This is a genomic window from Desulfuribacillus alkaliarsenatis (assembly GCF_001730225.1).
Classification (GTDB): Bacteria; Bacillota; Bacilli; order Desulfuribacillales; family Desulfuribacillaceae; genus Desulfuribacillus; species Desulfuribacillus alkaliarsenatis.
Genome location: NZ_MIJE01000001.1, coordinates 466,929 through 482,533, shown reverse-complemented (window position 1 = coordinate 482,533; position 15,605 = coordinate 466,929). Strand labels below are relative to the sequence as shown.

The window sequence follows — 15,605 nt, the reverse complement described above, 5'->3', positions numbered from 1 at the left end:
AGATTACCGCGCAGGTAATCCTTCAAGGTAATCTATAGCATCTTGGATATGCTTGATTGGTACGACTGTAATTGGCTCGTCAAGCCTCGCATTTACAGTGTTTGCTTCCTGCTCGTTTGTATCATAAGGATGTATATCCATTGGGACGAAAAATATATCTGCATTAGCCCTGCGGGCAGCTCTTACTTTGTGTTTGACGCCGCCAATTTGTCCAACATATCCGTCAGCGTTTATTGTTCCCGTACCAGCTATATAATACCCTTTGGTAATATCTTGCTCTACCAACTGATTATAGATTTCTAAGGTAAACATCATGCCTGCAGAAGAGCCACCTATACGTCCAGTAGAAATTCTAACATCACGATTCGTCACTAACTCCCGATCTGTCATAATCATGATGCCAATCCTAGCTTCATCAACTTCTGGATGAGTCATTAGCATGATATCCGCTTCTCTGCTCTCCCCACCCCTTTCGTAGACGATATGTACCGTGTCCCCAGGTCTTTGGTTTCTAACATACTCAATCATCTGTTCTGAGTTCTTCACTTCAAAGCCATCTACCATCTTTATACTATCTCCAGGGCGTAGAATGTTAACTGCCATCGAGTCTGGGGCAACGTCCCTAACCAATACGGCATTTTCAATAAATTCAACATCCTCATTAGCTAATAAAAACGCATTATATACCGCTTCCTGCTGTGATTGGCTCATATATAAAAGCATAATCTGTCTATATAAGTCGTCATCCATGTCAAAGTGGCCTAAAACCTCTTCTTTCTCCTTAATTTCGATTTCATACAACCCAATCCTATTGCTTATGTTGGCAAAAGTATAAAAAAGCATATTGCCAGGAATTGAAGAAACTGTTGTTAGCATAAATTTACCCTTTTCATCACTAAGTTCACCGTCAACTTCAATTATTGGCCTAAGATGTTCAGCAGTTCCAGGCATCATTAAGTAGTAATCGACGTCAACCACATACCCAAGCCCCGCTACTATAATAAATATTATTGCTATAACTTTAAGAACAGAAGAAATATCTATTCCTTTTTTGTCGTATTTATAATTCATTGCTGTCTCCTCTCTTGTTCTTCAGTAAACTTATAATTTGCTGTTCCTTTTCATACGCTGCTATGTAGCCCGATTCTATACACTCTTCTACTTTATCAAAAGAAGCTATTCCAATATGCCCAACCTTTGGCTGGATTACAACGTCAGCATCTAATAGTCGTAGCTTTAATATCTCTGCTTCTAGAATATCTATAGTTTGTGCAATCACATCAAACATAGTACTAATTTTTACCTCGCTTTTTTTGGGAGCTACATCAACGGCGATTGTATAATCTGCGCCTAGATCTTTTACTACTGATGTAGGAACACGATCAATAACTCCACCGTCAACTAGGATATTACCATTAACTTTCTCAGGAACAAAAATCCCTGGTATTGAGCAGCTCGCCCTCACTGCTTGATATATAGGTCCTTTAAGAAAAACAACACGTTCGCCTTTTTCTAAATCTGTAGCTACTATTGCAATTGGTATGCTCAAATCCTCAATATTTTTATTATGTGTTAATAATTTTACTATTTCCTTGAATTTATCTCCAGTAACTAATCCTAATCCAGGAACACATAAATCTAGCCAATGCTTCCTGTTTAACGATGCCAAAAATTTACCTACCATCCGCAAATCCATTTTATTTCCGTAAAAGGCAGCTATCATACTACCTATACTGCTTCCAGCTATACAATCTATCTTAACATCCATTTCTTTCAATGCCTGCAGTACCCCTATATGGGCTAAACCTCGCGCTCCGCCAGCCCCTAAAGCAACCCCTAATTTTTGCCCTCCCACCAAATTCACCTCTTTTAAATGTATAAAGTGTCTATTTACTAAATATATTCTTTATAACATGTACTATACGACGGAGGAGCAAAATGCTATATTACATTTCAAATAAATCGTACTGGAAAACAGGTCTGTTAGGGTTTACAACATTTATAATTGTCATTTCTTTAATTAAATTCCCGGATATCTCCTTCCAGTCCTCTTTGCGGGGCCTAACTATATGGTGGGAGGTTGTTTTCCCAGCATTATTACCATTTTTTATTCTATCTGAAATACTCATGGGACTAGGTGTAGTTCATTTTATGAGTGTGTTACTAGAACCTTTGATGCGTCCACTTTTTAACGTACCAGGCTCAGGCGCATTTGTTATGACTATGGGGTTTTCTTCTGGTTATCCTATAAGTTCAAAAATTACTACCAGACTTCGCGAGCAGGGTTTAGTAACTCGTTCCGAAGGTGAACGTTTAGTAGCATTTACTACCACATCTGATCCGTTATTTATGTTTGGTGCTATTGCAGTAGGTTTCTTTTACAATCCCACACTAGGGGTCATCATCGTAATAGCACATTACCTATCTGCAATCATAGTTGGACTATTAATGAGAAACCACGATGTTAGAAGTACTAACACACCTAAAAGCATGAAAACAAAGGATATGATTTTATTACGTGCTTTGAAAGCAATGCATCAGGCTAGGATTAAAGATCGACGCCCACTTGGGAAGCTGTTAGGTGATGCCGTTACTAGCTCAATCAGTACACTAGCCCTTATTGGAGGTTTTATAATTCTAATGTCAGTACTAATCTCGATCTTAGGTGCTCTAAAAATCACAAATTTATTTGTGTATATAGCTGCCTTCGTGCTTTCTCTTGTTGGATTTGCTCCAGAGCTAGCAACTGCTTTTATTTCTGGAATTTTCGAGGTTACTATAGGTAGTAAGGAAGCAAGTATAAGTACAGAAGTAACCTTCTTGCAAAAAATTTCAATAGTAAGCGTTATTCTAGCTTGGGGAGGCTTAAGTGTCCATGCTCAAATAGCCGCAATTTTAAGTGCAACCGACATACGCTATTGGCCATTTTTCGTTTCAAGGATTTTCCATGCGCTAATAGCTGGCGTTTTAACATTAATTATTTGGAAACCATCTAATTATTTATTAAGCCATCATGCTATACCTGTATTTTCATATTCCCAGGCTCCAATCGAATTCAAGCTATGGAATTACTGGGTTATCATGGCTACAATGAGTCTTTCTATCCTAACATTTATGTTAATGATAAGCCTCCTGATATATGCAAGACAGCGATTTATTAATCGTAGATTTTTTTAAAAGCCTCTAATACATTTTCAGGAACTAAATCACTAATATCTCCACCATATTTTGCGACCTCTTTTACGACGCTTGAGCTTAAAAAAGAATAATTATTGTTTGTCATCATAAAAAATGTTTCAACTTCTGGCGCTAGCTTCTTATTTATTGACGCCATTTGTAGTTCATATTCAAAATCAGAGACGGCTCGTAACCCTTTTATTATAGCCCTTGCATTTATGTGTAGCATATAATCAGCTAATAACCCATGGAAGCTATCGATTTCTACATTACTTAAGTTCGAAGTTGCCGATATCAGTAGCTGCTTTCGCTGATCAATAGAAAAAAGGGGATTTTTATTTGGATTTTCTAAAATTGCAACGACAACCTTATCAAAGATTTTTGCTCCTCGCTCAATGATATCAAGGTGCCCGTATGTAACTGGATCAAAACTTCCAGGGTAAACTGCTATGTTCACTTTAATTGCCTCCCAGTCTATAGAGTACTGTTATTCCTGTATTACCGTACTTATAATGTTGCTGTTTGAATAACTCTGCAGATATTAACGGCATATTATATTTATTCTCATGCTCGCAAACAATAATCGCATTTGTGCATAAAAGATTTTTTTCTTCTAATGCTGTCACAATCTGAGGTATTTTTTCTTGAAATTCAACGTATGGTGGATCCAGAAATACATAGTCAAATTTCATTTCCCTCTTAGCAAGTTTGTCTATGGCTGTTTTCCAATCAGCTTTATAAACTTCTGCGCTTTTTTGATATTCAGTTTGGGCCAGGTTCTTTTTAATGCATTTGATAGAATTAAATGAAACATCAATAAAAACAGCGAATTCTGCACCCCTACTTAGTGTCTCTATACCTAAGGCGCCCGATCCAGCAAACAAATCTAATACTTTCCCACCATCAATGTAGGGTGTAATTATATTAAATATTGACTCCTTTACCCTGTCTGTAGTCGGTCTCGTTTTCTGGCCAGGTACAGCTTCTAATGAAATACCTCGCTTGTCTCCTGAAATAACTCTCAATTTTATCACGTCCATATTATTGTATCTATCTTTTTATATAAATATCAATATAGCATAAGCAATGATGTAGGTAAATGTCCGACAAAATAAAACAATCTCGAATGCGCTACTCTAATTATTAGTATAAAATAGTAAAATAAATAACAAATAATGTATACTTATGGTTTTATCGTGCATACTATATCTGACAGTAACAAATGGTTGCTGTCGGACAACCGCGGAGAAGACTTTTCCCCATAAGTTCTTCCTCCGGTTTCTCCTCTCCCATTAGGCAAATGAATTATCATTTGTCAATTTCCCTAGAAAATAATCTAGGGACTTTTTTTTATTTTTTCTTGTCTTTTTTTGTGCACATATGTTAAAAGCGGACCCGTTAGGGTCCGCTTATACTATTTCTACTCAATTAGAATGTTGTAGATGATCCTTTTTGGTTCATTAATTGTTGCTCACCCATTTGAACCAATTTACGAGTCATATGGCCTCCAACGGCTCCACAATCACGAGATGTCATGTTACCCCAGTAACCACTGCTTGGCGGTTGAATACCTAACTCACTAGCAACTTCATACTTGAATTTATCCATTGCTTGGTAAGCTTCAGGCACTACTAACCAGTTACTAGAACGCTCTTGTCCAACTCCCATGTTATCACCTCCTTAGCCTTAGGTTGTCCCGATATACAGTTCTTATGCCAGGAAGTTACTTCCTGTAATTATATTATCTAGACACACTTTTTCGGCTAAGGTCTCATCGTTAACAAGCTGTGCAGCCTCCATTCTCGCCACTTCCATAATCTTCATATCTAATATGACATCACCAATTTTAAATGTCGGCAAGCCACTTTGACGTTTTCCAAGCATTTCCCCAGGACCCCTAAGTAATAAATCCTGTTCCGCGAGAAAAAAACCATCATTTGATTTTTCCATTGCATCTATTCGAGCCTTTGACGACTCAGTAGTACTATCAGTAATTAGATAACAGTAAGCTTGATATGAACCACGACCTACCCTACCCCTAAGCTGATGCAATTGAGCAAGTCCGAATCTTTCAGCATTATATATGACTATAGCTGAAGCGTTAGGTACATTAACACCAACCTCGATTACTGTTGTTGCAACGAGTATGTTGATTTCTCCAGCTATGAACTCTAACATAATATTCTCCCGTTCAATGCTGGTAAGTCGACCATGCAATATACCTATTTTATATGAATCGAAGTAGTCAGAGAGTCGCTCTGCTATTTCATATACATTCTCCAAATTTAGCTGTTCCGATTCTTCGATTAGTGGACATACGATATACAGCTGCTGTCCATTATCTAAAATATCCTTTAATTGTAAAAATATTTTGTTTTCATGTTTTAATGGGTCGGACTTAGTTATGATTTTTTTCCTACTTGCTGGTAATTCATTTAAAACCGACATGTCGATATCACCATATAAGGTCATGGCCATCGTTCGCGGAATCGGCGTTGCAGACATTAGCAACAAGTCAGGCAATTTACCCTTCATTCTCAAGAGCTCTCTTTGATGAACACCAAAACGATGCTGTTCATCAATTATTACTAATCCTAAATCTGCATATATGACATCTTCTTGAAACAAAGCATGGGTTCCGATTATAATATCGAACTCTTTATCCTGAATGCCCTCGATTATATTATTTCTTTGGGATTTAGTATACTTACTTGTGAGCAAACAAACATTTATCCCCAAATGAGCAACATCGCTACAAATATTCTTAAAATGCTGCTCAGCTAAGATTTCCGTCGGAACCATTAAGACACCTTGATAATTACTTGTCCAATTTGCTATTAACGCTAAAGTAGCAATTATCGTTTTCCCAGACCCTACATCACCATGAAGTAAACGATACATAACTTTATTACTACCCATATCAGTTAGAATTTCCTGAAGACTATTTTTTTGAGCGTCTGTTAATTGAAAGCTTAGACCTTCAATAAAATTGTTTAGTATATCATTGTCAAACTCACGGGTTTTATCCTTAGTATTAACTTTATAAAACTTACGAGTCTGCTGTATTTTTAATTGGTAATAGAAAAACTCTTCAAATATAAGCCTTCGTTTGGCCTGCTTAAGCTGATAGCTATTTTCAGGAAAGTGTATCCATTTGTATGCCTGATACCTATCGATTAATTTATAGCGCTCACTTAAATATTCTGGCAACGCTTCCGCAACTTCTACTTGTGGCATAAATAGTATGCTTGCAATCAATTTTCTGATTTTATTCGTATTCAATGATTTTGTTCCAAAATAAATAGGAATGATACCATTACTGTGTATCATTTCCCGATTATCAGCCCTTATTTCATAGCTTGATACTGTTATTTGTTTATGCTGCTCTGAATACTTACCTGTAATCGTTATTTCCGTATTTAGTTTAAGTTTGCTAGCTAAATATGGCTGGTTAAACCAAACACATCTAATTTGACGTGAATCACCTAACCTAACGGTCAAAATAAGACGAGCAGTTCTTCCCCTTCGTTGTATATATGGATTTTTAATTACTTTTCCAGTAAAAGTTATCGTTTGCCCATCTATAAAGCTCTCTTCATTCTGGATACTTCTATCTTCATAACGAAAGGGGAAGTAGTCTAATAAATCCTTTACTGTATTTATACCTAAGCTTCGAAACTCCGAAGACGTTTTCGGTCCTATACCCTTTAATTCCTCTAAGGGCTTTGAAAATATATTTATCATCTTCTACTCACTCAATGTATTATTATAGTTTTGCTAAGACTTTAAATTTTTCTCGTGTGCAATTACTCCCCAAGCCCCTGGCCCCACATGTGTGCCTATAACTGGTCCTATATCAGCAATCATAATGTCAGCAATATTTAATTCTTCTTTAAGTATTGAAGAAAATTCTTCAACCGTATCTATGGAGTCGGCATGACAGAGAGCAACTGACAGTTCTTTATCCCCGTATGTATTTTTTAAGATTTGGAGAATTGCCTTCTCTGCTTTCTTCTTGCCGCGAGCTTTATCTACAGACATTACACCACCATCGATATCTAAAGACAGGATTGGTTTAATGTTTAATAATGATCCTATAAGTGCACTTGCCTTACCAATTCTTCCGCCCTTTTTAAGATACTCTAAGGTATCAACCATAAATAATGTCCGTTGATTATCAATAATTTTTTCAATAAGTGCTAAGATATCTTCCTTCGATTTTCCGTGTTTTGCTGCTTCTGCAGCTGCAATTGCAATAAACCCAGTACCACATGTAGCTTGCTTAGAATCGACTACTGTAATATCATAATTTTCTAACATTGATTTTGCTAAAACAGCTGATTGGACTGTACCACTTAATTTAGCTCCAAGATGTATTGATATAATTGAGTCATCTTCAGTCGCTATACTTTTATAGAGATCTATAAACTCAGCAGGTGAAGGCTGTGATGTAGTTGGAAGCACCTCAGAATTTCGAAGCTTCTGATAGAACTCCTTAGGTTTAATATCAATCCAGTCTCGATATGTCTCATTCTTAAAGTGAACCTTTAAGGACACACGCTCGATTCCGTATTCCTGTAATACATCATCCTGTAAATCACATGTGCTATCGACAACAATTTTTATCCCCATATAGCCACTCCTCTATTCTACGGAAATGATAAAATAATACGTAGGCTGTAACCCGCTTTTAATCTCGATGTCAAAATCATCATATTTTGCTTCAATAATTTCCTGTAATTCAGCTATTTCTGGCTGTTTCACTTCCTCTCCAGTAAAAATTGTAATAATTTCATGTTCATCTTTGTCTACCATATTTTCTAACAAATCAACAGTTGTTTGAACAAGATTTGTTCCATTAACTACAATTTCACTTCCAAGAATACCCAAAATATCCCCTTCTTTAATCGTAGCTCCATTAATTTGTGTATCCCGAATCGCATACGTAACCTGTCCGCTTACTACTGATTTAGCAGCATCCTTCATTACATCAATGTTATCTTCAATATCCTGCTCTTCATGAAAGGATAGAATAGCAGCTATTCCTTCAGGGATTGTTTTTGTTGGTATCACGATTATTTGTTTATCTTCAACTACACTTGCTACCTGTTCAGCAGCTAATATAATATTTTTGTTATTAGGTAAAATGATAACAGTTTCTGCATTAATCTTCCTTACTGCATTAGCCAAATCTTCCGTAGATGGGTTCATTGATTGTCCGCCAAAAACTACTTCGTTAGCTCCTAATGACATGAAGATATCCTTGATTCCTTCCCCATTAGTAACAGATACAATTCCATAAGGCTTTAACTGGCCATCATGAGCTTGACTGTAATTGCTTTGTTTAACTACAGCACTAGTTTCTTTATTTGCTTGTGTGTGTTCATGTTGCTCTGTCATGTTATCGATCTTAATTCTATGTAAGCTTCCAATCTGCAAGCAATGAGATAATACTTGGCCCGGATCTAATGTATGGATATGAATTTTAACAAAATCTTCGTCATGTACAACGAGTAGAGAGTCACCCATATCCGATAGGGTAGATCTTAGGAAAGTTTCATTAACTGGCTCAGTTAAATTTTGAATAATAAATTCCGTGCAATAACCAAATTCCTCCGAAGCTACAACTTCATGTGAAGTTGACTGCTGTTTAGTAGCCTTCCGTTCAAATGTTAATTGTTCACCTGTTAACGCTTGATACATACCTTTATATATGACAATTAACCCTTTGCCTCCAGCATCAACAACGCCAACTTCCTTCAATACAGGAAGCATGTCTGGTGTTTGTTCTAAAGTTAATTCAGCTTGGTCAATTGCCGCTTTGAACACTTCATCTATCGACGGGTTGCGCTTACTAGCACGGACAGCAGCTTTAGCTGATTCCCTAGCAACTGTAAGAATAGTGCCTTCTACAGGCTTCATTACGGCCTTATAGGCTATTTCTACACCTTTGTCCAATGCAAGGGCAAAGTCTTCTGAAGTCGCCACTTCCTTGCCTTTAAGTGCTTGTGACATGCCGCGGAATAATTGCGATAGAATAACACCTGAATTTCCTCTAGCGCCCATCATTATACCTCTAGCAAAACTACCCATTGTGCTGCCTAGTGTGTCGGTTTCAGAATGGTTTGATTCCATTTCTTGTATTCCAGACTGGAAAGATAAGTTCATATTTGTACCTGTATCGCCATCTGGTACGGGAAAAACATTTAGTGCATCTATTTCAGATACCTGTTGTTCTAGTGCCTTCCCTCCAGTGTATAGCATTGCATACATTTCTTGGCTGCCTATTTTTGACGGCATAATTTGCTTCCCCCTATTCTGCCAAAACTTTAACCCCTTGAACTATTACATTCACTTCTTCCACTTTGACGCCAATTTGATTTTCTAAAATATATTTAACTTTTTCTTGAACGTTTTGCGCTACCTCTGAAATTTTAACTCCATAGCTAACAACGATATGTAAATCAATATATACTTTTTCATCTTTTGTATAAACTTCTATACCTTTTGACAAATTATCTTTTTTTAATAATTCGGAAATACCATCTTTAATCTGATGTCTACTAGCCATCCCAACAATTCCATAGCTATCGATTGCAGCCATACCTGCGATTACGGCAACTACTTGCTCTCCAATATCTATCTTGCCTTTTTCATTAATATAATTTATGGTCATTAAGCAACACCTCCAAATTGATTATAATATATTTTACTATAGTTTATGCAATATAAAAAGTCATCAATAATTTTTTTCAGTATTGCTTTGCAATTTTTATTATGATATTATAATTAAGTGTTTTTAATTGAGTTATGCACGGTTGAACGTAAGGAGGTGCGAACAACATGGCAAAGCGTTGTGATATTTGTGAAAAGGATTCTCGCTCAGGATTTCATGTGAGTCACTCAAATAGAAAAACAAAACGTGAATGGAAACCAAATATTCAAAAAGTTCGAGCAGTTATGAACGGTTCTGTAAAACGTATTAACGTTTGCACCAGCTGTATCAGATCAGGTAAAGTTACTCGAGCTATTTAAGCAAATTATCAAAAAAAGACTTCTGCCTAATTATTATAATAGGCGGAAGTCTTTTTTTATTACCCATTTTTCTGAAACAAGCTGATAAAAGATTTTACGATTCCTCCTAAAAACCTCGGCAATTTAATCGTATAAAAGCGCAAGCCTAACCCCTCCTTAAATCGTCTTGCAATAAATCATGCGTTATTATACATGACCCATCCTAAACTAATAAGTCCAACACCAGCTACTAGCGGCCATATCCATCCTGGTAAGTAATTAGCTAAAATCCCTAGTCCAATAACAGCAATAACAAGACCGATACTTTTTCGTAGAACTTTGTTTTTTTTGCGATTTTGAAAGCTCATGGAAATCGTACCCCTCATTTAGGCACATTTAGTTATTACATATATATTCACAACTTTTAAAAATGTGCCCTAAACTTGTTCATTTATACAATTTTACTCATGACCAATAAAATTATTCCCTGTTTTACTTTTATTTCTGCTTCTTTTCCTATAAATTCATTACTTATTCCAATAGGATTATCTGCTTCAAGGATAGCTGGCAGCTGATACTTTAGTCCAGTAGCAGTTGCCTGCGCCGTAGGGGTAAAAGGTAGGATTGAAACAAAGGCATCGCATTTAGTTAATGTAATCTGTGTATCAACTAAACATACCTGATTATATTTGCCGACAATCCTACAAGGAATGTTCTTTTTTAGAGGCTTTAGAAGGAGGTATACTAATGCTATTGCTTGATCAAATCTTCCTGTTAAATCGTTATAAATGGTTATTTCACCAGGCTGCTGTAGATATGCCTGCTCTAATGCTAGCTCTGTATCTACTTGATCCTTTTCACTAGGAAATTTAATTATATCTACACCTTTATCTACAGCCCACATAACATCTTCCTCTGGGGCTGAATCTAAATCTCCTACTAGGCAGTCAGGGGTAATTAATTGCTTTCTTAATAAGCTAATACCACTATCAACTGCTATGATATAATCATTTGCTACTTTATCAATTTGTGTATTAGCGTAACCAGTAACGATTTTCACATGAATATTTGAGTTAGCCACGTAACAATCTCACCCTATTATCAATATCTTCATGTCCAAATAAATAAGATCCTGCAACTAGAACATTTGCTCCAGCATTAATTACTTCTTTAGCTGTTTTATCGTTAACGCCGCCGTCAACTTGAATGTCAATATTTAAATTCTGCTCATCTATCATCTGCTTTAATTGCTTAATCTTAGTTATTGCACTTGGAATAAATGACTGGCCACCAAAGCCAGGATTTACAGACATGATTAGTACCATATCTACATCTGGTAAAACGTATTCTAGTACATTTAATGGAGTAGCAGGATTTAAGGAAACTGCTGCTTTAACTCCATGACTTTTAATAAGCTGTATCGTCCGATGTAAATGTGTACAGGCCTCAGCGTGTACTGTAATAATATCAGCCCCAGCTTTACAAAAGTCCGCTATATATAAATCGGCATTCTCAATCATTAAATGTACATCCAGCGGTAATGATGTAATAGGTTTAATGGCTTTTACAACTAATGGTCCGATTGTAATGTTTGGCACAAAGTGACCGTCCATAACATCAATATGTATCATGTCAACTCCAGCTTTTTCTACTAATTTTATTTCATCGCCTAATTTTGCAAAGTCTGCCGACAGTATTGAAGGTGCAATTTTTATTGACATTTATTTATCCTCCCATTCTAATACTTATTTTTGTTGTAATCGTTTATTTCTTCTACAAGTTCCGTATAATGCTTGTATCTCTGGGCATCTATTTTTCCTTGCTCGACATATTCAATAACTTTGCAGCTATCTTCTGCAGTATGGGTGCATCCTCTATATTTACAATGCTCACCAACTTCGTTTATCTCTCTAAAAAATTTAGCAATTAAGGAGCTGTCCCCTATAATAGATAGATCAATTTGGCTAAAACCTGGGGTATCAACCACATAACCTCCGTTTGCTAAGGGGAAAAGCTCTACGTGGCGCGTTGTATGCTTACCACGTTTAAGCTTATTACTTATATCACCTGTTTTAAGCTCCAAACCAGGATCTAGCATATTAAGTAAGCTAGATTTCCCTACGCCTGATTGTCCAGAAAACATTGAAATTTTATCCTTAAGAGCATCTAATAGTTCTGCTTTCCCGTCACCAGATTCAGCTGAAGTTAAAATGACTCTATACCCTAGCCCCTCATAAAGTTGTCGATTGGTTTCCATATCCAATTGTTGTTCTTGATTAAGCATATCAATTTTATTAATCACCAATACTGCCTCTACATCTACCGATTCTGCCATAACGATAAACCGGTCCAATAAACGTTGATTCCATGCTGGCTCAATATGGGTGAACACTAGCAATACTTGATCTACATTCGCTACCTTAGGTCTGAAAAATTCGTTCTTGCGAGGCTTAATCTCCTCAATGACACCTTGATTACCTGGTAACGAGGTGTAGTTGACGTAGTCGCCTACCAATGGTGACACATTATTTTTCTTTAGAATTCCTCGACCTCTACACTCATATATTTGTTTGTCTTCATCATCTTGAACGTAGAAGAATCCACTTAATGCTTTAACGATTGTACCTTCTGACATGTATTTCACCCTCTTTTGCTAGAGCCTAAGATTTTGTTGACTAATAGGATACTGCTTTCGAATCTACGAAAACACCATTTAGATATACTTCTATAACCCCTATAGTATTTGGTGCTAATACAATTTGAACTGTAAATAATTCCTCATCAGCAATTGTTCGCTCATAGAATATCTGGTCTCTACCCCTGGCATCATTAACTTTAATAATTACATCCGTATTTTGACCAGGCTGTGTTGGTTGGACAAAAATTGCCTCTTCATAAAAGCGTGCTTCATTAGGATAGCCACTGGATATCCAAATATCTATAATCTCTCCGCGGGTAACTTCATTACCTTCTGCAAACGGAGCTTGGCGTGTGACTTCACCTTTCTGAACAACATAGCTCGACTCTTGATGTATAGTTCCACGTACTAACTGATGTTCCTGGAGAACACGCTCCGCTTCATTCAGAGATTGCCCAACAAGATTTGGCATAGAAAACGCCTCTAACCCTTTACTTACATAAAGTATTACCTCTGTTTCATCTGGAAAGACTTCAACATATGATCTTGGCATTTGATCGTACACTTGTCCCTCAGGTACATTCTCATTGAAGCGCTCCTCAATAGTGACCTCAAAATTACGTTGTTCTAATAATTGCTTAGCCCTTGAAACGGTCATTCCAACTAAATCTGGCATCTCAGCTGGCTCTTTTCCAAGGCTTACATATAGTACAATTGGTGAAAAATTAATTTTTAGTCTACTGTTTGCAGAAGGATCCTGTCTGATAATTTGTCCTTCTGGTACTAATAAATCGTAACGAGGCTCCTCAATAATGTTCTCAACATTAAAACCCGCTTCCCTGATTTCAACTATAGCATCGCTTAGTAATTCACCTTCGACTGCTGGCATAGTTGTTTCTGGTACATATAAAATCTCAACAAACGACTTATATAAATAAAATGAGATAGTACTTATTAATACGATAAAAAATATCGCTACACCGGCTTTGAAGGCAGGGTGGTCGATAAGACTTCGCGTCTCTTCTTCATCCACATCGACTTGTTTTTGTATATCTTTAGAATCCTGCTTTGCTCGCATTGGGGTGTCTTGGTCTTTTATTATCGGTATTACGCGGGTTGGCTGCCCTTGTTCATCTGATTCACGAAATCTGTGAATCTGAAAATTGCGATTTAGAGCTACCTTTAAATCCCTAAGCATCTGATTAGCAGATTTATAACGATGCAAAGGGTTCTTTGCCAGCGCCCGTAGTACAATATTTTCTAAATTACTTGGTATCTCTTGATTGTAAATTGATGGTTCAGTCAGCTCGTCCTGTAGATGTTTTAAGGCGATGCTAATCGGACTTTCACCTGAGAAAGGCAATTTTCCAGTTAGCATTTCATACATTACCACGCCTAGAGAATAAATATCAGATGTAGCTGATGCTACACCTCCTCGTGCTTGCTCTGGTGAAAAGTAATGCACAGATCCTAAAACTGTATCAGCTTGATACGTGATTGTTGACGATGTAACTGCACGGGCTATTCCAAAGTCAGTCACCTTAATACTGCCAAATTTATTGATTAAAATATTATGTGGCTTTATATCTCTGTGAATAATTTGATTTTGATGGGCGTGTTCCAGGGCATCACAGATTTGTTTTGCGATTTCAATTACCTCAGCACTCGGAAGTGGTGCACGCTCTTGTATAACTTCTTTAAGGGTTCGACCATCAATGTACTCCATGACGATAAAGTGATCATCGCCATCTTTGCCAACATCAAATATATTTACGACGTTTGGATGGGATAAACTTGCTGCTGCCTGTGCTTCATTTTCAAAGTTTTTTACAAATTCAGGGTCATGGCAGAATTCTTGACGAAGAAGCTTAATTGCGACTGTTCTATTTAGAATGTTGTCTGTTGCCTTGTAAACAACAGCCATTCCACCTCCGCCAACTTTCTCTAGCAGGGTATATCTATTTACAAGAGTTTTATTCTTGCTCACCTAATTCACCCCTTCACTATCAACCTGAATCTGTCTTTTTCTTACTGCTACGATTGTAATGTTATCCTTACCATCAACTTTTAAGCTTTTTTCTAGCAAATAGTTAACTGCGTCTTCTACCTCTTGCTTCTCTATAAAAGCTGCTAATAATTCTTCGCCGGATACAACACCACTTAAGCCATCAGTACATAGCAGTAATACGTTGTTGTCAGTCCAAGATACCTTTTCTATATCTACACTAACCTGAGCATTCGTACCCAAAGCCCTAGTTATCATATTGCGTTGCGGATGCACTAATGCTTCTTCATTTGATATTTTCCCTTGCTTGACAAGCTCATTTACTAAGGAATGGTCTTTTGTAAGTTGCTGGATATTAGCATCACAAACTAAATAGGCACGACTATCCCCAACATGTCCAATGATAATTTCTTCGTCAAGCAACAAAGCAACCACTACTGTAGTTCCCATCCCAAGCAGATCCTGATTCTCCTGGGCATGTTTAAAAACCTTTTCGTTAGCGTATCTTATAGCCCGCTTTAGGATTATTGCAGGATCAATATCAGAACTACTTGCATCACGATCATCTGGATAAAATTGATCTATACCTTCTATAATTGAATCAACTGTAATACTACTTGCAACCTTACCACCTTGATATCCACCCATACCATCTGCCACAATAGCAATCGCAGGCTTTCCAGAAGTTATTCTTACTTTGTAGCTATCTTCGTTTGATTTTCTTACTAGTCCTACGTCGCTTTTAGCTGCCCATTCCATACGTCATCTCCC

General features: G+C 36.9%; 18 protein-coding genes. 2 read left to right on the top strand and 16 right to left on the bottom strand.

The window, feature by feature from the left end:
• Positions 1–3: 3 nt before the first annotated feature.
• Together BHF68_RS02490 and BHF68_RS02485 are read right to left on the bottom strand one after the other, a co-directional pair.
• Positions 4–1,071, bottom strand: coding sequence for a SepM family pheromone-processing serine protease (locus tag BHF68_RS02490; protein ID WP_084019146.1), 1,068 nt, complete (start codon positions 1,069–1,071; stop codon positions 4–6).
• Positions 1,061–1,855, bottom strand: coding sequence for a patatin-like phospholipase family protein (locus tag BHF68_RS02485; protein WP_069642043.1), 795 nt, complete (start codon positions 1,853–1,855; stop codon positions 1,061–1,063). Before BHF68_RS02485 ends, BHF68_RS02490 begins: the two co-directional genes overlap by 11 nt.
• Before the next feature lie 83 nt (positions 1,856–1,938).
• Here BHF68_RS02485 and ylbJ point away from each other — a divergent pair, with 83 nt between their 5' ends.
• The gene (gene ylbJ / locus BHF68_RS02480; protein ID WP_069642042.1) at positions 1,939–3,177 is read left to right on the top strand and encodes a sporulation integral membrane protein YlbJ; all 1,239 of its coding nucleotides are present in this window, start codon (positions 1,939–1,941) and stop codon (positions 3,175–3,177) included.
• Here ylbJ and coaD read toward each other — a convergent pair.
• From coaD to BHF68_RS02445, 7 genes are all read right to left on the bottom strand, one after another.
• The gene (gene coaD, locus BHF68_RS02475) at positions 3,158–3,634 is read right to left on the bottom strand and encodes a pantetheine-phosphate adenylyltransferase (protein WP_069642041.1); all 477 of its coding nucleotides are present in this window, start codon (positions 3,632–3,634) and stop codon (positions 3,158–3,160) included. The genes ylbJ and coaD overlap by 20 nt on opposite strands.
• A 1-nt stretch (position 3,635) precedes the next feature.
• A complete protein-coding gene (gene rsmD / locus BHF68_RS02470; RefSeq protein ID WP_069642040.1) occupies positions 3,636–4,202 on the bottom strand; it encodes a 16S rRNA (guanine(966)-N(2))-methyltransferase RsmD in 567 nt (188 codons plus the stop codon).
• Positions 4,203–4,605: 403 nt separating this feature from the next.
• Positions 4,606–4,845, bottom strand: a complete 240-nt coding sequence (locus tag BHF68_RS02465; RefSeq protein WP_069642039.1) for an alpha/beta-type small acid-soluble spore protein — start codon at positions 4,843–4,845, stop codon at positions 4,606–4,608.
• Positions 4,846–4,887: 42 nt separating this feature from the next.
• Positions 4,888–6,921 carry an ATP-dependent DNA helicase RecG gene (recG, locus tag BHF68_RS02460; RefSeq protein WP_069642038.1) on the bottom strand — a complete coding sequence of 678 codons (2,034 nt, stop codon included), beginning with the start codon at positions 6,919–6,921 and terminating at the stop codon, positions 4,888–4,890.
• Between the two features lie 33 nt (positions 6,922–6,954).
• Positions 6,955–7,809: a DegV family protein gene (locus tag BHF68_RS02455; protein ID WP_069642037.1), complete on the bottom strand. Its 855-nt coding sequence runs from the start codon at positions 7,807–7,809 to the stop codon at positions 6,955–6,957.
• A gap of 12 nt (positions 7,810–7,821) precedes the next feature.
• A complete protein-coding gene (locus BHF68_RS02450) occupies positions 7,822–9,477 on the bottom strand; it encodes a DAK2 domain-containing protein (RefSeq protein WP_069642036.1) in 1,656 nt (551 codons plus the stop codon).
• Positions 9,478–9,490: 13 nt separating this feature from the next.
• A complete protein-coding gene (locus BHF68_RS02445) occupies positions 9,491–9,853 on the bottom strand; it encodes an Asp23/Gls24 family envelope stress response protein (RefSeq protein WP_069642035.1) in 363 nt (120 codons plus the stop codon).
• A 167-nt stretch (positions 9,854–10,020) separates the two neighbouring features.
• Between BHF68_RS02445 and rpmB the strand changes: the two genes are divergently transcribed.
• On the top strand, positions 10,021–10,212 hold the full coding sequence (gene rpmB / locus BHF68_RS02440; RefSeq protein WP_069642034.1) for a 50S ribosomal protein L28: 192 nt from the start codon (positions 10,021–10,023) through the stop codon (positions 10,210–10,212).
• Positions 10,213–10,271: 59 nt separating this feature from the next.
• On the opposite strand, the gene spoVM is transcribed toward rpmB, so the two are convergent.
• The 7 genes from spoVM to BHF68_RS02415 all read right to left on the bottom strand — a co-directional run bounded on the left by spoVM (position 10,272) and on the right by BHF68_RS02415 (position 15,593).
• Positions 10,272–10,355 carry a stage V sporulation protein SpoVM gene (gene spoVM / locus BHF68_RS15775; protein WP_141706218.1) on the bottom strand — a complete coding sequence of 28 codons (84 nt, stop codon included), beginning with the start codon at positions 10,353–10,355 and terminating at the stop codon, positions 10,272–10,274.
• 33 nt (positions 10,356–10,388) lie between these two features.
• Positions 10,389–10,559, bottom strand: coding sequence for a hypothetical protein (locus BHF68_RS15310; protein ID WP_176719862.1), 171 nt, complete (start codon positions 10,557–10,559; stop codon positions 10,389–10,391).
• 83 nt (positions 10,560–10,642) lie between these two features.
• Positions 10,643–11,272, bottom strand: a complete 630-nt coding sequence (locus BHF68_RS02435; RefSeq protein ID WP_069642033.1) for a thiamine diphosphokinase — start codon at positions 11,270–11,272, stop codon at positions 10,643–10,645.
• Positions 11,265–11,912 (bottom strand): ribulose-phosphate 3-epimerase, encoded by a 648-nt coding sequence (rpe, locus tag BHF68_RS02430; protein ID WP_069642032.1) that lies wholly within the window; start codon positions 11,910–11,912, stop codon positions 11,265–11,267. The genes BHF68_RS02435 and rpe overlap by 8 nt, the downstream gene beginning before the upstream one ends.
• Positions 11,913–11,929: 17 nt before the next feature.
• Positions 11,930–12,826, bottom strand: a complete 897-nt coding sequence (rsgA, locus tag BHF68_RS02425) for a ribosome small subunit-dependent GTPase A (protein WP_069642031.1) — start codon at positions 12,824–12,826, stop codon at positions 11,930–11,932.
• Between the two features lie 40 nt (positions 12,827–12,866).
• The gene (pknB, locus tag BHF68_RS02420; protein WP_084019143.1) at positions 12,867–14,816 is read right to left on the bottom strand and encodes a Stk1 family PASTA domain-containing Ser/Thr kinase; all 1,950 of its coding nucleotides are present in this window, start codon (positions 14,814–14,816) and stop codon (positions 12,867–12,869) included.
• The gene (locus BHF68_RS02415) at positions 14,817–15,593 is read right to left on the bottom strand and encodes a Stp1/IreP family PP2C-type Ser/Thr phosphatase (protein WP_069642030.1); all 777 of its coding nucleotides are present in this window, start codon (positions 15,591–15,593) and stop codon (positions 14,817–14,819) included. It abuts the gene before it with no gap.
• Positions 15,594–15,605: the final 12 nt, after the last annotated feature.